Raw genomic sequence first — 15,025 nt, 5'->3', positions numbered from 1 at the left:
GTACGGGTGCCCGAGGTTCAGCACGACGAGGGGATGTCCATGAGGCACGCCACGCGACCGACCGTTGTGGTCGGCGCCCTGCTCCTGACGGGAGGGCTCGCCGCCTGCTCCGTCATACCTGCCGGCGGGGGTGACGGTGACGACCTCCTGGTCGGTGTCGCGATGCCGACGACGACCTCCCAGCGGTGGATCGACGACGGCGAGAACGTCCAGGCGCAGCTCGAGGCCCTCGGCCACCAGGTCGACCTCCAGTTCGCCGAGGACGACGTGCCGACGCAGGTCGCCCAGATCCAGAAGATGATCGACGACGGAGCGGACGCCCTCGTCATCGGGTCGATCGACGGCACCGCTCTCAAGGACGTGCTCGCGCAGGCCTCGGCCGCCGACATCCCGGTGATCTCCTACGACCGCCTCATCCGCGACACGCAGGACATCGACTACTACGCGACGTTCGACAACGCGCGGGTCGGCGTCCAGCAGGCGACGTCGCTCCTGTCCGGGCTCGGCGTCATCGACGAGACCGGTGAGCCCACGGGCGTCACGGGCCCGTTCGCGATCGAGCTGTTCGCAGGCTCGCCGGACGACAACAACGCGACGGTCTTCTACCAGGGCGCGATGAGCCTGCTCCAGCCGTACATCGACTCGGGCGTGCTCGTGGTGACCTCGGGCGAGACAGCCTTCGAGACCATCGCGACGCCCGCGTGGAACGGCGAGACCGCGGCCAAGCGCCTCGGCCCGCTCCTCGACGCGCACTACACCTCGCGCCGTCTCGACGGGATCCTCGCGCCGGCCGACATCATCTCCGTGCCCCTCCTCGAGGTGCTGCGCGGCGCCGGCTACGGGACCGACGCCAAGCCCTGGCCCGTCGTGACCGGCCAGGACGCCGACGTCACCGCGGTCAAGGCTGTCGTCGCCGGTGAGCTGCACTCGACGATCTACAAGGACACCCGGCAGCTCGCCGAGGTCGCGGTCACGATGGTCGACGCGCTCCTCTCGGGCGAGGAGCCCGAGACCAACGACGTCACGTCCTACGACAACGGCGTGATGGTCGTCCCCTCGTACCTGCTCGCGTCCCAGGTGGTCACGCAGGACAACTACGAAGAGGTCCTGGTCGAGAGCGGCTACTACACGGCGGAGGAGCTCGGATGAGCGCGCAGGCACAGGTGCACGGCGACGCCGGGCACGCGGACGCACCGACCGTCGCCCGACGCCGCCCGGCTGCCTGGTTCTGGGACCGTCCCGTCGCGGTCAAGGTCGGGACAGCCCTCGGCGTCCTCGGCCTCGTCTTCGCGATCGTCGGCGGCATCGGGGCGATCGCCCTGGTGCGGGCCGGCAGCAACCTCTCGCAGGTGCGGGCGCTGACGGACGACCTCCAGGGGTCGATGGCCGAGCTGCGCACCATCCAGCAGTCGAGCCACCTGCTGGTGCGCCGTGCGGCGTCCGCAGCGGACGACGCGACACGCGAGCAGCTCCTGACGTCGGCGGCCTGGAACGACAGGCGTGCCGAGGCGCTCATCGCCGAGGTGTCCGAGTACCCGGAGGCGCAGACCAAGCAGTGGGAGGACTTCCTCGTCCGGTGGGACGCCTGGCTGGCGTACCGGGACGCGACCCTCATGCCGTTCGTCGAGGCCGGTGACCCTGCGGGCCTCGAGACGGCGCTCGCGGCGTCCATGGCGGGAGACCCCGACAACGCGGCGCGCGCCCTCGGCCTCGCCGACGGGCAGGCCCGCAACGCGGTCGCCGACATCGAGGCACGGGCGTCCCAGGAGATCCGTTGGGTCGTCCTCGGCCTCTCGGTCGGGTTCGTCGTCGCCGCGGTCACGGCAGGTTCCCTGACGATCGCGATCACGCGCCGCATCAGCCGCGGCCTCCAGTCGGTCGGCACGAGCCTGGACGCGATGGCCACGGGTGACCTCACGGTGCCGGCCGACGTCGCCGACCAGGACGAGATCGGTCGCATGGCCGCGTCGGCGAGCGCCGCTCAGGCGTCGCTGCGCCAGATCCTCGCGGGTGTCGTCGAGACGGCGCAGACCGTCGCGGCTGCGGCGGAGGAGCTGTCGGCCGCGAACGCGCAGGTCGCGGTCGGGTCCGAGGAGACCAGCGCTCAGGCGGGTGTCGTCGCCGCCGCTGCCGAGCAGGTGAGCCGCAACGTCCAGGCGGTAGCCGCGGGCGCCGAGGAGATGGGTGCGTCGATCCGGGAGATCGCCGGGAATGCGAACGAGGCGGCGAAGGTCGCGGCGCAGGCCGTGCACTTCTCCGAGTCGACCGCGGGCACCGTGAGCGAGCTCGGCGCGAGCGCCAAGGAGATCGGGAACGTGGTGAAGGTGATCACGTCGATCGCGGAGCAGACGAATCTTCTGGCGTTGAATGCGACGATCGAGGCTGCTCGTGCTGGTGAGGCGGGTAAGGGTTTTGCGGTGGTGGCTGGTGAGGTGAAGGAGCTGGCGCAGGAGTCTGCGCGGGCTGCTGAGGACATCGCTGGTCGGATCGCGACGAATCAGGCTCAGACGGCGTCTGCGGTGGCGGCGATCGGTGAGATCTCGGCGATCATCGCGAGCATCAACGACTACCAGCTGACGATCGCGTCTGCGGTCGAGGAGCAGACGGCCACGACCAACGAGATGTCGCGTGGGGTCACCGAGGCCGCCACCGGCTCCGGCGAGATCGCGGCGAACATCACGGGCGTCGCCTCCTCCGCGTCCAACTCCACCGAGGTGCTCACGCAGATGGGCGCCTCGACGCAGGAGCTCGCACGCATGGCGGCCGACCTGCGGGCGCGCGTCTCGGCGTTCAGCTTCTGAGAAGGGGACGAGCAGCTCCTGGGTCGAGCTGAGGGGGCGCCTCGCGACGGCGCCATGCCCGACAACGCCATGCCCCGACGGGGCCGACGGGATCGTCCGTCGGCCCCGTCGTCGTGTCCGGGTGGGCCCAGGATTCACCCGGGTGACCCATCGTAGAACCTTCAATGACAAACGGTCCGGGACGAAGGAGGGTCTCCCCCCCGATCTACCCCGGAGTCGACCATGTCCGCCACGCACCCCCCCCGCCGTCCGCCCCGCAGGGCGGGCCCGATGGTTCACCGACCGACCGGTCGCCGTGAAGATCGGCACCGCGCTCGGGGCGCTCGCCGTGGTCGCGACCGGGATGGGCGTGCTGGGAGTCACCGCGCTGCGCGGCCTGGATGCCGGCCAGGAGCGCATGTACGACGAGACCGTCGAGCCCCTCGTCGACATGCAGCGGACGTTCCAGGGCAGCCGGGTCCGGGTGAACGCCTACGCCTTCGCCCACGCCGACGAGCGCGCCGACCTGCGTGCCGAGCTCGTCGAGCGCGAGGCGGCCTTCACCGAGCTCGTCGAGGCGTACCGGCCCCTCGCGGACGACCCGGCGGTCGTCGACACGCTGGCCGAGCAGGCGGCCGCCTTCCACGCCGCGTTCCGCGACGAGTTCGCCCCCGCGGTCGACGCGGGCGAGACCGAGGCCGTCGCCGACCTGTACGGCGAGCTCGTGTACCCCGCGGCAGACGCCGCCAACGAGGCCATGAGCGCGGAGGCCGAGGCGCAGGAGGCCCAGGGCGCGCAGGAGCACGCCGACGGCGAGGCCCTCGCGAGCCGCTCCGAGGTCCTCCTCATCACCTCCCTGCTCGCGGGCCTCGCGGCCCCGGTGCTCATCGCCTTCGCAGTCGTGCGCGGCATCGTCCGCACCGTCGGGGCCGTGAGCGTCTCCGTCGAGGCCCTCGCCCGCGGCGACCTCACGCAGGAGCCGCACGTGACGTCCGGCGACGAGCTCGGCCGGATGGCCGCCTCGCTCGCGACCGCGCTCGGCGCGCTGCGCAGCACCATGACGACCGTCGGCCAGACCGCGCAGACCGTGGCGGCTGCGGCGGAGGAGCTGTCGGCGGCGAACACGCAGGTGGCTGCGGGGTCGCAGGAGACGAGTGTGCAGGCGGGTGTGGTTGCTGCTGCGTCGGAGCAGGTGTCGCGCAATGTGCAGGCGGTGGCTGCGGGTGCTGAGCAGATGGGGGCGTCGATCAGGGAGATTGCTCAGAATGCGAATGAGGCGGCTCGGGTGGCGGCTCAGGCTGTGGCGTCCTCGGAGTCGACTGCTGCGACGGAGATCGGGAACGTGGTGAAGGTGATCACGTCGATCGCGGAGCAGACGAATCTTCTGGCGTTGAATGCGACGATCGAGGCTGCTCGTGCTGGTGAGGCGGGTAAGGGTTTTGCGGTGGTGGCTGGTGAGGTGAAGGAGCTGGCGCAGGAGTCTGCGCGGGCGGCTGAGGACATCGCTGGTCGGATCGCGACGAATCAGGCGCAGACGGCGTCTGCGGTGGCGGCGATCGGTGAGATCTCGGCGATCATCGCGAGCATCAACGACTACCAGCTGACGATCGCGTCGGCGGTCGAGGAGCAGACGGCCACGACCAACGAGATGTCGCGTGGGGTCACCGAGGCCGCCACCGGCTCCGGGGAGATCACCGTCAACATCAACGGCGTCGCCGGTGCCGCGTCGACCTCCGCGCAGGTGCTCGGTCAGATGGGCACCTCCACCGACGAGCTCGCGTAGCTCGCGGCCGACCTGCGGACCAAGGTCGAGGCCTTCACCTACTGACACGCCCGTGAGGGCACCCGCGCTCCGGCACGGGGGCCCCACGCCCCGGCACGACTCACCCGCTGAGCGGGCCCGCAGCACCCACGGACGGCTCACATGACGGGCGCCGTGGCCGATCTGGATCGTGTCGCACAGCGCGGCGAAAGAGGAGGAAACGTGGCACGCATCAGGGTCCTGGTGGTCGACGACTCGGTCGTCGTCCGCCGGCTCGTGACCGACGCCCTCTCCTCCGACCCCGCGATCGACGTCGTCGGTGTCGCGGCGAACGGCCAGATCGCGTTGAGCAAGGTCGAGCAGCTCGCACCCGACCTGGTGACGATGGACATCGAGATGCCCATCATGAACGGCATCGAGGCGGTCCGCGCGCTGCGCAAGGCCGGCCACCGCATGCCGATCATCATGTTCTCGACGCTGACGGAGCGCGGCGCCGTCGCGACGCTCGACGCCCTCGCCGCCGGCGCCACGGACTACGTGACCAAGCCGGCCAACGTCGGCAGCGTCCAGCAGTCGCTCGCGCAGGTCGCCGGCGAGCTCATCCCGCGCATCAAGGCGTTCGTCCCCAAGCCGACGGGCTCGGACCTGCCCGGCCTGCGCTCGGCCCCCGGGCCCGCGCGTCCGGCCCCGGAGCGTGCCAAGCCGCGCTTGCGGCCGCGCCCCGAGGGCCTGCGCCGGCCCATCCGTGCCGTCGTCCTCGGCTCCTCGACCGGTGGGCCCGAGGCGCTGTCCCGCGTGCTCAAGAGCCTCGCGGCGCCCCTGCCCGTGCCCATCGTCGTCGTGCAGCACATGCCGCCCGTCTTCACGCGTCAGCTCGCCGCGCGGCTCGACCGCCTGGGCCCGAGCTCGGTCGTCGAGGCGGCCGGCGGCGAGGACCTCCAGCCCGGGACCGTCTACATCGCCCCCGGCGACTTCCACCTCGAGCTCACGCGCTCGGCGTCGGGCGCCCGCACCCACCTGAGCCAGGGTCCGCCCGTCAACTTCTGCCGGCCCGCCGTCGACGTCATGATCAAGTCCGCCGTCGGCGTCTACGGCGGGGACCTGCTCGCCGTCGTCCTGACCGGGATGGGCTCGGACGGCAAGGTCGGTTGCGAGGAGGTCGCGACCGCGGGCGGCACCGTGATCGTCCAGGACGAGCCCACGAGCGTCGTCTGGGGTATGCCCGGTGCTGTCGCCGGAGCCGGCCTCGCCCACGCGATCCTCCCCATCGACGAGGTCGCAGCAGCCATCACCCGCACCGTCACCTCGGCGGAGCTGAGTGCGACAGGAGACGCCCGATGAGCCTGAGCGCCGACTCCTTCGCCTTCGTCGCCGACCTCGTGCGGCGCCGTAGCGCGATCCAGCTCGAGGCCGGCAAGGAGTACCTGGTCGAGAGCCGGCTCCTGCCGATCGCCCGCGCCGCCGGGACCACCGACGTCGACACGTACGTGCGCGGCCTGCGCGCGACGCCCAGCCCGGCGGCCCTCGAGGCCGTCGTCGAGGCGCTCACCACCAACGAGACGTCCTGGCTGCGCGACGCCCAGCCGTTCCACGCCCTGACCGAGCACGTCGTGCCCCAGCTCCTCGAGGACCGCAGCGGCTTCGGCGCACCCACCCTGCGCATCTGGTCCGCGGCGTGCTCGAGCGGGCAGGAGCCGTACTCGATCGCGATGGTCCTGGCCGACGCCGTCCCCCAGGTCCAGCTCCGCATCGTCGCGACGGACATCAACCAGCTCATGGTCGACCGCGCACGTGCCGGCCGGTACAGCCAACTCGAGATCAACCGCGGCCTGCCGGCCCCGATGCTCGTCAAGCACTTCACCCGGATCGGAGCCGACTGGGAGATCGCCCCGGCGCTGCGGTCCGCGATCTCGTTCCAGCGCCACAACCTGCTGGACGCGCCACCGCCGGGCGGACCGTTCGACGTCGTCTTCCTGCGCAACGTCCTGATCTACTTCGACCTCGCGACCAAGCGGGACGTGCTCCGGCGCGTCCAGCAGGTCCTACGACCCGGCGGCTACCTGCTCCTGGGCGCGGCAGAGACAACCATCGGCATCGACGAGGGCTGGGAGAGGGTCGCGGTCGGTCGCGGCTCCGTCTACCGGCTCGCGGCCCGGAGGGCAGCATGAGAGCACTGGTGATCGATGACTCGCGCACGATGCGGCGCATCATCGCAGGGACACTGCAACCGTTGGGCTTCGAGACCCTCGAGGCCGCGGACGGCCGTGAGGCGCTCGACATCCTCGAGGCGGGCACCGAGGTCGACCTCGCCTGCATCGACTGGAACATGCCGGTCATGAACGGGCTCGACTTCGTCACCGCCGTGCGGGAGAACCGCACGTGGCGCGGCGTCACCCTGATGATGATCACCACGGAGAGCGAGCACAGCCAGATCGTGCGCGCGCTCGCCGCTGGCGCCCACGAGTACGTCATCAAACCCTTCACCCCGGACGCGATCCGGGACAAGCTCCAGCTCCTCGGGCTGGTCGGACTTGAGGAGTCGGCATGAGCCTGGACATCAACATCGCGCTGGACGACTTCTCGGGGACGGACCCCATCTGGGTCATCGCCGAGGAGGTCTTCACCGCGATGGTCGACGGGGAGCCCGGCTTCCTGCGACCCTGGGAGGGTGACCAGGCCGAGCTCACCGACCCCATGTACGCATGGGTCGACGTCCACGGCGCCCTGCCGGGCCGGGTCCTGCTCACCGCGGAGCGCGAGACCGTGGAGCACCTCTCGCGTGCACTGCTCGCGATGGGTGAGGACGAGGTCCTCAGCGAGACCGACATGGCCGACGCCCTGGGCGAGGTCGCGAACGTCGTCGGCGGGAACGTCAAGGCGCTGGTCCCCGACCCCGGTGCGCTGACGCTGCCCCAGGTGGCGCACGAACGACCCGAGATCGACGCCGAGGGCCTGATGTACGAGCTGCCGCTCGACTGGCGGGGCCGGATGGTCGTCATCGGCCTCTGGAGGCTCCTGTGAACGACCGGCGGCGCACTGCACCGAACAGCAACGACGCACGAACGAGGTGGAACCGATGAGAGTCCTGGTTGCCGACGACAGCCGGGTGATGCGTCAGATCGTCATCCGCACGCTCCGCCAGGCGGGGTACGACTGGTGGGAGATCACCGAGGCGCCCGACGGCGCCGCGGCGCTCGAGCTCGCCATCAACATGGACCCGGACCTGGTGCTCTCGGACTGGAACATGCCTGAGATGACGGGGATCGAGCTGCTGCGCACCATGCGCGCGCAGGGCATGGACATCCCGTTCGGGTTCGTCACGTCGGAGGGCTCGACGGAGATGCGTGAGCAGGCCGACGCCGCGGGCGCGCTGTTCCTCATCGCGAAGCCGTTCAGCGCCGAGGTGTTCCGCGACACCATCGACCCCTTCCTCGCATGAGCGGCCAGGTGACCCGCCCGACGCCGCTGCCGGCGGCGCTCGAGGTGCGTGAGCTGCTCGAGGGCCTGCTGGGGCGCGACGTCGACGGCAACGTCGGCACCGCGATCGTCAACCCCCACGAGCGTCCGGGCGCCGTCGTCGGCGTGTACGTCGACGACATGCTCAAGCTGCGCTCGCTCATCGTCGTCGACATGCCGCTGACCGCGTACCTCGGTGCGTCGATCGCGCTCATGCCGGCCGCCACCGCCAACTCGGCGATCGAGGCGGGCCTGCTGACACCGGTCCTCTACGACAACGCGCGGGAGATCCTCAACATCGCCGCGTCGCTCTTCAACCACGACGGCTGCCCGCACGTGCGGCTGTACGAGGCGTATGCGCCCAACGAGGTGCTGCCGCCCGACGTCAACAAGTGGGTGACGGCGTACGTCGCGCGCCTCGACATGGAGCTCACGGTCTCGGGCTACGGCTCGGGCCACGCGTCGGTGCTGGTCATCTGACCGACCGGCGCCGGAGGCGCACTGCAAGCACCCTGTGGGCGATCCGGGTGGTGCGTTCCCCGCGGTCCGTCCGCGGGATGATGGCCGGGTGACCTCAGACTTCCCGATCCGCCGTCGTACCCGCTTGCCCGCCGACGAGCGTCGCAGGCAGATCATCGACGTGGCGACGTCGGTGATCGCGCAGCGTGGCTTCTGGGGGCTGTCGATCCAGGACGTCGCGGACTCCTGCGGCCTGACGGTCAACGGTGTGCTCCACCACGTGGGCTCGAAGGACGGAATGCTCGTCGCGGTGCTTGACCATCGCGATCTCGAGGACGTGCGCGCGCTGGCCCAGATCCTCGGCCTGCCGTACCCGACGTCGGGCTGGTCGCCGGAGGACCTGACGTCGATCGCCAGTGAGCGGGGCATCGGGCTCGCGGAGATCTGTGCGGCGGTCATGGAGCGCAACGCCGCGCAGCCGGAGATCGTCCGCCTCTACAGCGTCCTGGACGCCGAGTCGCTCAGCCCCGACCACCCCGCGCACGACTACTTCACCTCCCGGCAACGCGTCACCCTCGACGGCTTCGCCCGACTGGCTCAGCCCGGGGTCGACGGCCCCGCCCTCGCGCGCCACCTCCTGGCGTTGATGGACGGGCTGCAGCTGCAGTGGCTCCGCGACCCGCAGGTCGACCTGTCGAGCGCCTGGGCGCAGATCGCGGCGGGGGTCCCCGGCCTCTCCTAGGGCATCCGCGGTCGCATCCGGGCGGACCAAGGGCCCCTTCCCGATCGGGTCCGCTGGCGCTATCGTTACCGCGTACCGCGTAGGTATGCAGTAACGACTCCGAGGAGACACCGATGTCCACCCCGTTCCAGGACGCCGTCGAAGCGATCCGCCACGGCGCCCCGCCCGCGGACGAGGCCGCCACGCTGTACCAGGAGCTCACCCCGACCGAGCGGCTGTGGCTGCTCGACGGCGACGAGCCGTTCTGGGAGGGCCAGGCGGTCATGATGACCGAGGGCTACAACGTCCGCCCGCTCGTGCACGGCGCGATCGACCGCCTCGGCATCCCCGGCCTCCGGTTCAGCGACGGCCCCCGCGGTGTGGTCATGGGCCGCTCGACTGCCTTCCCCGTCTCGATGGCACGCGGCGCCTCGTGGGACCTCGACCTGGAGGAGCGCGTCGGCCAGGCCATCGGCGCGGAGGTCGCCGCGCAGGGTGGCAACTTCTTCGCCGGGGTGTGCATCAACCTCTTGCGACACCCCGCCTGGGGCCGGGCGCAGGAGACATACGGCGAGGACCCCGTCCTGCTCGGAGAGATGGGCGCCGCCCTGACCCGGGGCGTGCAGCACCACGTGATGGCGTGCGTCAAGCACTACGCGCTGAACTCGATGGAGAACGCCCGCCTCAAGGTGGACGTCACCGCGGACGACGCCACGCTGCACGAGGTCTACCTGCCGCACTTCCGACGGGTGGTCGACGAGGGCGTGGCCGGTGTGATGTCGGCGTACAACGCCGTCAACGGCGAGTGGGCCGGCCAGAACCGGGCACTGCTCACGGAGATCCTCCGGGACCGCTGGGGATTCGAGGGCGTGACCGTCTCGGACTTCGTCTTCGGGATCCGCGACGCGGCGGCAAGCCTGGACGCTGGGCTCGACGTCGAGGAGCCCTTCCGGCAGATCCGGGCCGAGCGCCTCGAGTCCGACCTCGCCTCCGGCGCGGTGTCGTGGGAGGCCGTCGAGCTCGCGGGGCTGCGGATTATCGCGACGCAGCTGCGCTTCGCCGCCGAGCACCGCGAGCCCGTGCCGCCCGCCGACGTCGTCGCGAGTGCACCGCACCGGGCGCTCGCCCGCGAGGTCGCGGCCCGCGGGATGGTGCTGCTCCGCAACGAGACGGTCGACGGGGCGCCCGTCCTCCCGCTGGACCGGGCCTCGCTGCGGCGGCTCGCCGTCGTCGGGCGGCTCTCGGACGTGCCGAACACAGGGGACCGCGGCTCCTCGAACGTCCGCGCGCCGTACGTCGTGACGGCGCTCGCCGGACTGCGCGCCGCCCTGCCGGACACCGAGGTGGTGGCCGTGCTCGAGGACGACGCGGCCGAGGCCGCGCGCATCGCGGCGACGTGCGACGCCGCGATCGTCGTCGCGGGCTACACCGCCGACGACGAGGGCGAGCGCGCCGACCCGTCGGCCTTCACCGACGAGCTCACGGCCCTGTTCCCGCCGGTGCCGGAGGGGGCGGAGGAGCAGCAGCGGGCGTCCATGGCCGGCAGCGAGGCCATCGATGCGGGAGGCGACCGCGTACGTCTCACGTTGCGTGAGGTGGACGAGGAGATCATCCGGCAGGTGGCCGGCGCCAACCCCCGCACCGTGGTCACCATCGTTGCCGCGGGCGCCGTGCTCACCGAGTCCTGGCGCGAGCACGTGCCCGGGGTCGTCATGGCCTGGTACGCAGGGATGGAGGGTGGGAACGCCCTCGCCGACGTCCTGCTCGGCGCGGCCGAGCCGTCGGGCCGGCTGCCCTTCGCGATCCCCACCAGCGAGGAGCACCTGCCGTACTTCGACAGGGACGCCGCCGCCATCACGTACGACCGCTGGCACGGCCAGCGGCTCCTGGACCGCCTCGGCGTCCCGGCGGCCTTCCCCTTCGGCTTCGGCCTGTCCTACACGACCTTCGCCCTCGCCGGCGCGGCCGCCGAGCAGACGAGCGCCGACGGCGCGCGGGTCACCGTCACGGTGACCAACACGGGCTCCCGCAGTGGCAGGCACGTCGTCCAGGTCTACGGGCACCGGCCGGAGGTCGGGGACCGCGTGCTGCTGGGCTTCGCCTCGATCGGCCTCGAGCCCGGGCAGCACGCCGAGGTCAGCGTGCCCGTCTCGCTCCGCCCGCTGGCGACCTGGGACGCCGACGCGGACGACCTCGTGCTGCCCCGCGGGGCGATCGTGGTCGAGGCCGCCGCCCACGCTGGCGACCCGAGGTCGGCCACCACGAGCCTCGCGCTGGCCTGACGCCCCCGTCCCACCGTTCCCGCCCACCCGAAAGGACAATGATGTCTGTATCTCCCTCCCCCTCCCCCTCGAGAGGGTCCGAACCGACCGTGCAGGAAGCACCCGGCCGACCCAGGTTCTCGATCCGGCTCGCCGTGGCGATCATCCTCGGCAACCTGCTCTGGCTCGCCCCGTTCGTCGCCGGGATCGCCGTCCTGCTGCCCGCGCGGCTGGAGATGGTCGCACCCGACCAGAAGGTCCAGGCGATCGCCACGCTCGCGATGGCCGGGTCGGTCGTCGCGCTGATCGCCAACATCGTCTTCGGCGCGCTGTCCGACCGGACGCGGTCCCGGTTCGGCAAGCGGACGCCCTGGATGGTCCTCGGCTCGGTGGCCACGGCGGCGTCCCTCTACGCCCTGTCCGTCGTCACCTCGGTCACAGGTCTGGTCGTGGTGTGGTGCGTCTTCCAGTTCTTCCTGAACGCGATCGTCGCGCCGCTGATCGCGATCATTCCCGACCGGGTACCCGAGCAGCTGCGGGGCACGTTCTCCGCCGTCTACGGCATCGGCAGCACGCTCGGTGCGGGTGCGGCGGGGATCCTGGCCTCACGCTTCGTCACGGACCCGTCGACGGGTCTCATGGTCTTCGGCACCGCGATCCTGTTCGCGGGACCGGTCGTCGCGCTGATCGCTCCGGACCGCTCCACCGCGGACGAGCCGAGGGCGCCGCTCGACCGCGAGACCCTCCTGCGGAACTTCTCGTTCCCGCGCCGGGGTGCCCGCGACTTCTACCTCGCGCTCGTCGGCAAGCTGCTGTTCGTCCTGGCCATGTACTCGATCACCGGGTACCAGCTCTACATCCTCACCGACCACTTCGGTCTCGCGCCGGCGGCGGCCGGGGTCATGATCGCGACCATCGCGACCATCCAGACCGTGGGCTCGCTCGTGGCAGGCACGGCCGCAGGCCCGCTGTCCGACCGTCTCGGACGCCGCAAGGCACCTGTGGTGGGCGCCGCGCTGCTGCTGGCCGTCGCGCTCATGGTCCCGTTCCTGTGGCAGGACAGCGCGGCGATGATCGTCTTCGCGGTCCTCGGCCTCGGCCTCGCCTTCGGAGTCTTCAACTCCGTCGACCAGGCCCTGAACTACAAGGTCCTGCCTGACCCGACGACCGCGGCGAAGGACCTCGGCATCCTCAACATGGCGAACACCGGCGGCCAGATCCTCGGGCCCGTCGTGATGTCGGTGGCCGTCATCTCCCTCGGCGGGTACCGGGCCGGGTTCATCATCTCGGCCGGGATCGCCGTGCTCTCGGCCATCACCATCTCGCTGGTGCGCAGCACCCGCTGAGCTCAGCCGGGGCAGCGCCGGCGCGAGCCGGCCGCTGCCCCGGCGTCTCAGCGCCGGCGTCGGCGCCTGCCCACCAGCCCACGACGCGGAGATCGGACTCACCATCGACCACGAAGACGTCGCGACGCGGGGGCACCTCGCCGCGGTCCTGACCCTGTTCCTCCTCACCCCGACCGTGGGCCTCGTCCTGCCCGCCATCGCCGACGTGGCCACCGCGTTCGACGTCCCGGCGACCAGCGCGACCTGGGTGGCCACCGCCCCGAGCGTGGCCATGATCCCCGTCACGGTGCTGACGGGGATGATCGCCGGCAGGAGGCTGCGCTACCGGCCGCTGGTGCTGAGCGCGACCGCCCTGTACGTCGTCGCGGGCGTGCTGCCCATCGTGATCGACGACTTCTGGTGGCTCGTCGGGTCCCGCGTGCTGTGGGGCGCGGCGACCGGCGTGCTGCTGACCGCCGCGAACAACCTCGTCGTCCTCACCGCAGGCACCGCCGTGCGGCGCGCCCGGCTGTTCGCGCTCGCCAACACCGTGTTCAGCGTGGGAGCGGTCGCCAGCCTCGTCCTCGGCGGACGCCTTGCCGCCCACTCCTGGTCCGCGCCCATGTGGGGCCACCTCGTCGGGCTCCCGGCCCTGCTCGTCCTGGCGATCTGGCTGCGCGAGCCCGCGGCGCCGCCCGCCGTCGCCTCCGGCCGGCGCGCGCAGATCCCGCGAGCCGCGTATGTCCCGATGGCGGTCTTCGTGGTCATCGTCATGTGCGTGTACCCCGTGAGCACCCTGATGTCGGTCGTCTTCCAGCAGGCAGCCATCGGAGACCCGGGTACGGTCGGCGTCGTCGGCTCGCTGCTGACCCTGACCGGTCTCGTCGTGGCGCCGGCCTTCGGACGCCTCTACTCGTGGCTCGGTGCCCGCGTGCTGGCGTGCTCGACCCTCGTCTGCGGCGTGGGCCTCGTGGTCGTCGTCGCGGCGACGCCGACGGCACACGGAAGCCTGCCCCTGTACGGCGCCGGCCTCGTCGTCACGGGTGCCGGTCTCATGGGCGCGACCATCAGCCTCCCGGTCATCACCAGCACCATCGTGCCGCCGGAGGCGGGTGGCACCGCACAGGGACTGGTCGCGGCGGCCTTGAACGTCGGCGGCCTGCTGTCGTCGGGCTATGCGGGCCTCATCGTGCCGTGGCTCGGCGGGGGTGGCACGGTGCGCCCGGTGTACCTCGTCTCCGCGGGCCTCTTGCTCGTGCTCGCGATCCCCCTGTGGTCCGCGGGGAGACTCCACCCGGCCCTCCGCCGGTCGGCGCCCGCGGTCGAGCGCGACCCTGTCGCCCGCAGCGACGCCCCACCGGCAGGCGTCCTGTGAGGTCCGCGCCGCCGTCAGTGCGTGGGGTGGTAGCCCCAGTGCCAGGGCTCGCGCGGGGTGTCCTCGACGAACCCGTACCTGCCGGCGTTCTCCCGCATCCATGCCTGCGCCGTGGCATCCAGCTTCAGGTCCGTCGCCATGCCCCAGCCGTGCATGCTCGTGCCCGGTGCGGCGGCCAGGCCGCCCTGCGAGTACAGGCCCTTGCGCTGGGCGAGGTCCACCTGGGACTCGTAGGTGCGGTAGGAGTCGGTGATGCCGATCGTGACGCCGTCACGTGCCGCGTCGTCCCGCAGCGCCTCGAGCGAGCGCGCCGCGGGGGTCCACAGCCGGTGACCCGTGTCGCCGATCTCGCTCAGCGCGTCTGCCGGGACCTTGCCGTTGCCGTGCACGAGGAGCTCGTTGGGCACGCCCTTCGCGTTGACGAGGCTCTTGCCCGAGCCGACCTCCGTCGGTGCGAGCATCGACGCCGAGGTGGTCCCCATGGCGTCGGCGAGGGCGGACGCGAAGCTCGCGCCCTGGGTCGCACCGGTGCCGAGGGCCGCCGCACGTGAAGTGACGACGACGGGCGGTGCCACGGTCGCGATGTGGCTGCGGATCTCGAGGATCCGCTGGTTGATGCTGGCGACAGCCTCCACGCGGGCGTCCCTCCAGGTCGGGTGTGTCCGTCCTCTCGATCGGCCGGGCGGCCCCGGACATGAGGGGTACGGCCCGACACGCGGGTGAAAAGAACTACTCCGAACGGGTGGCATCAGGCCTCTCGGGCCTGTCGAGGTTGCGCGGAGGTTACAGTGAACCGTCAGCGAAAATGGCAAACCTGTCGCGAGGCAGGGACGCAAAGCCACGGGACCCTCGAGGTCAGCCGGGCTACCGAACGAAAGCAGAGCGC

At 71.6% G+C, this 15,025-nt stretch carries 14 protein-coding genes and 1 riboswitch; of the genes, 13 read left to right on the top strand and 1 reads right to left on the bottom strand.

The genetic code is table 11. The features are described 5' to 3' along the window. Positions 1–39 precede the first annotated feature (39 nt). The 13 genes from chvE to FZ988_RS07130 all read left to right on the top strand — a co-directional run bounded on the left by chvE (position 40) and on the right by FZ988_RS07130 (position 14,139). Entirely contained in the window at positions 40–1,149 is a 1,110-nt protein-coding gene (gene chvE, locus FZ988_RS07190) for a multiple monosaccharide ABC transporter substrate-binding protein (protein WP_149203334.1), read from the top strand. Then, entirely contained in the window at positions 1,146–2,801 is a 1,656-nt protein-coding gene (locus FZ988_RS07185) for a methyl-accepting chemotaxis protein (protein ID WP_149203333.1), read from the top strand. Before chvE ends, FZ988_RS07185 begins: the two co-directional genes overlap by 4 nt. Before the next feature lie 295 nt (positions 2,802–3,096). Further along, positions 3,097–4,563 carry a methyl-accepting chemotaxis protein gene (locus tag FZ988_RS07180; protein ID WP_246169295.1) on the top strand — a complete coding sequence of 489 codons (1,467 nt, stop codon included), beginning with the start codon at positions 3,097–3,099 and terminating at the stop codon, positions 4,561–4,563. A 201-nt stretch (positions 4,564–4,764) separates the two neighbouring features. After that, positions 4,765–5,883 carry a protein-glutamate methylesterase/protein-glutamine glutaminase gene (locus FZ988_RS07175; RefSeq protein WP_149203331.1) on the top strand — a complete coding sequence of 373 codons (1,119 nt, stop codon included), beginning with the start codon at positions 4,765–4,767 and terminating at the stop codon, positions 5,881–5,883. Then, complete coding sequence (locus FZ988_RS07170; RefSeq protein ID WP_149203330.1) at positions 5,880–6,710, top strand: CheR family methyltransferase; 831 nt, start codon at positions 5,880–5,882, stop codon at positions 6,708–6,710. Before FZ988_RS07175 ends, FZ988_RS07170 begins: the two co-directional genes overlap by 4 nt. After that, positions 6,707–7,090 (top strand): response regulator, encoded by a 384-nt coding sequence (locus tag FZ988_RS07165; protein ID WP_149203329.1) that lies wholly within the window; start codon positions 6,707–6,709, stop codon positions 7,088–7,090. The genes FZ988_RS07170 and FZ988_RS07165 overlap by 4 nt, the downstream gene beginning before the upstream one ends. After that, positions 7,087–7,563, top strand: coding sequence for a chemotaxis protein CheX (locus tag FZ988_RS07160; protein WP_149203328.1), 477 nt, complete (start codon positions 7,087–7,089; stop codon positions 7,561–7,563). The genes FZ988_RS07165 and FZ988_RS07160 overlap by 4 nt, the downstream gene beginning before the upstream one ends. A 55-nt stretch (positions 7,564–7,618) precedes the next feature. Further along, positions 7,619–7,981, top strand: coding sequence for a response regulator (locus FZ988_RS07155; RefSeq protein ID WP_149203327.1), 363 nt, complete (start codon positions 7,619–7,621; stop codon positions 7,979–7,981). Next, a complete protein-coding gene (locus FZ988_RS07150) occupies positions 7,978–8,478 on the top strand; it encodes a hypothetical protein (protein ID WP_149203326.1) in 501 nt (166 codons plus the stop codon). The genes FZ988_RS07155 and FZ988_RS07150 overlap by 4 nt, the downstream gene beginning before the upstream one ends. 88 nt (positions 8,479–8,566) lie before the next feature. Beyond that, on the top strand, positions 8,567–9,199 hold the full coding sequence (locus FZ988_RS07145; protein ID WP_149203325.1) for a TetR/AcrR family transcriptional regulator: 633 nt from the start codon (positions 8,567–8,569) through the stop codon (positions 9,197–9,199). 113 nt (positions 9,200–9,312) lie between these two features. Next, positions 9,313–11,460 carry a beta-glucosidase family protein gene (locus FZ988_RS07140; RefSeq protein WP_149203324.1) on the top strand — a complete coding sequence of 716 codons (2,148 nt, stop codon included), beginning with the start codon at positions 9,313–9,315 and terminating at the stop codon, positions 11,458–11,460. Positions 11,461–11,549: 89 nt separating this feature from the next. After that, positions 11,550–12,785, top strand: a complete 1,236-nt coding sequence (locus FZ988_RS07135; RefSeq protein WP_188079019.1) for an MFS transporter — start codon at positions 11,550–11,552, stop codon at positions 12,783–12,785. Positions 12,786–12,960: 175 nt separating this feature from the next. Further along, positions 12,961–14,139, top strand: a complete 1,179-nt coding sequence (locus FZ988_RS07130) for an MFS transporter (RefSeq protein ID WP_188079018.1) — start codon at positions 12,961–12,963, stop codon at positions 14,137–14,139. A gap of 14 nt (positions 14,140–14,153) precedes the next feature. Here the strand turns inward: FZ988_RS07130 and FZ988_RS07125 are convergent, their stop codons facing one another. Further along, positions 14,154–14,774 (bottom strand): M15 family metallopeptidase, encoded by a 621-nt coding sequence (locus FZ988_RS07125; RefSeq protein ID WP_223145053.1) that lies wholly within the window; start codon positions 14,772–14,774, stop codon positions 14,154–14,156. A gap of 162 nt (positions 14,775–14,936) precedes the next feature. After that, positions 14,937–15,011: riboswitch (cyclic di-GMP riboswitch) on the top strand. Positions 15,012–15,025 lie beyond the last annotated feature (14 nt).

This window comes from Actinotalea subterranea (assembly GCF_008364845.1).
Taxonomy (GTDB): Bacteria; Actinomycetota; Actinomycetes; order Actinomycetales; family Cellulomonadaceae; genus Actinotalea; species Actinotalea subterranea.
The sequence above is the reverse complement of the archived record's forward strand: the minus strand, read 5'-3'. Positions and strand labels throughout refer to the sequence as shown.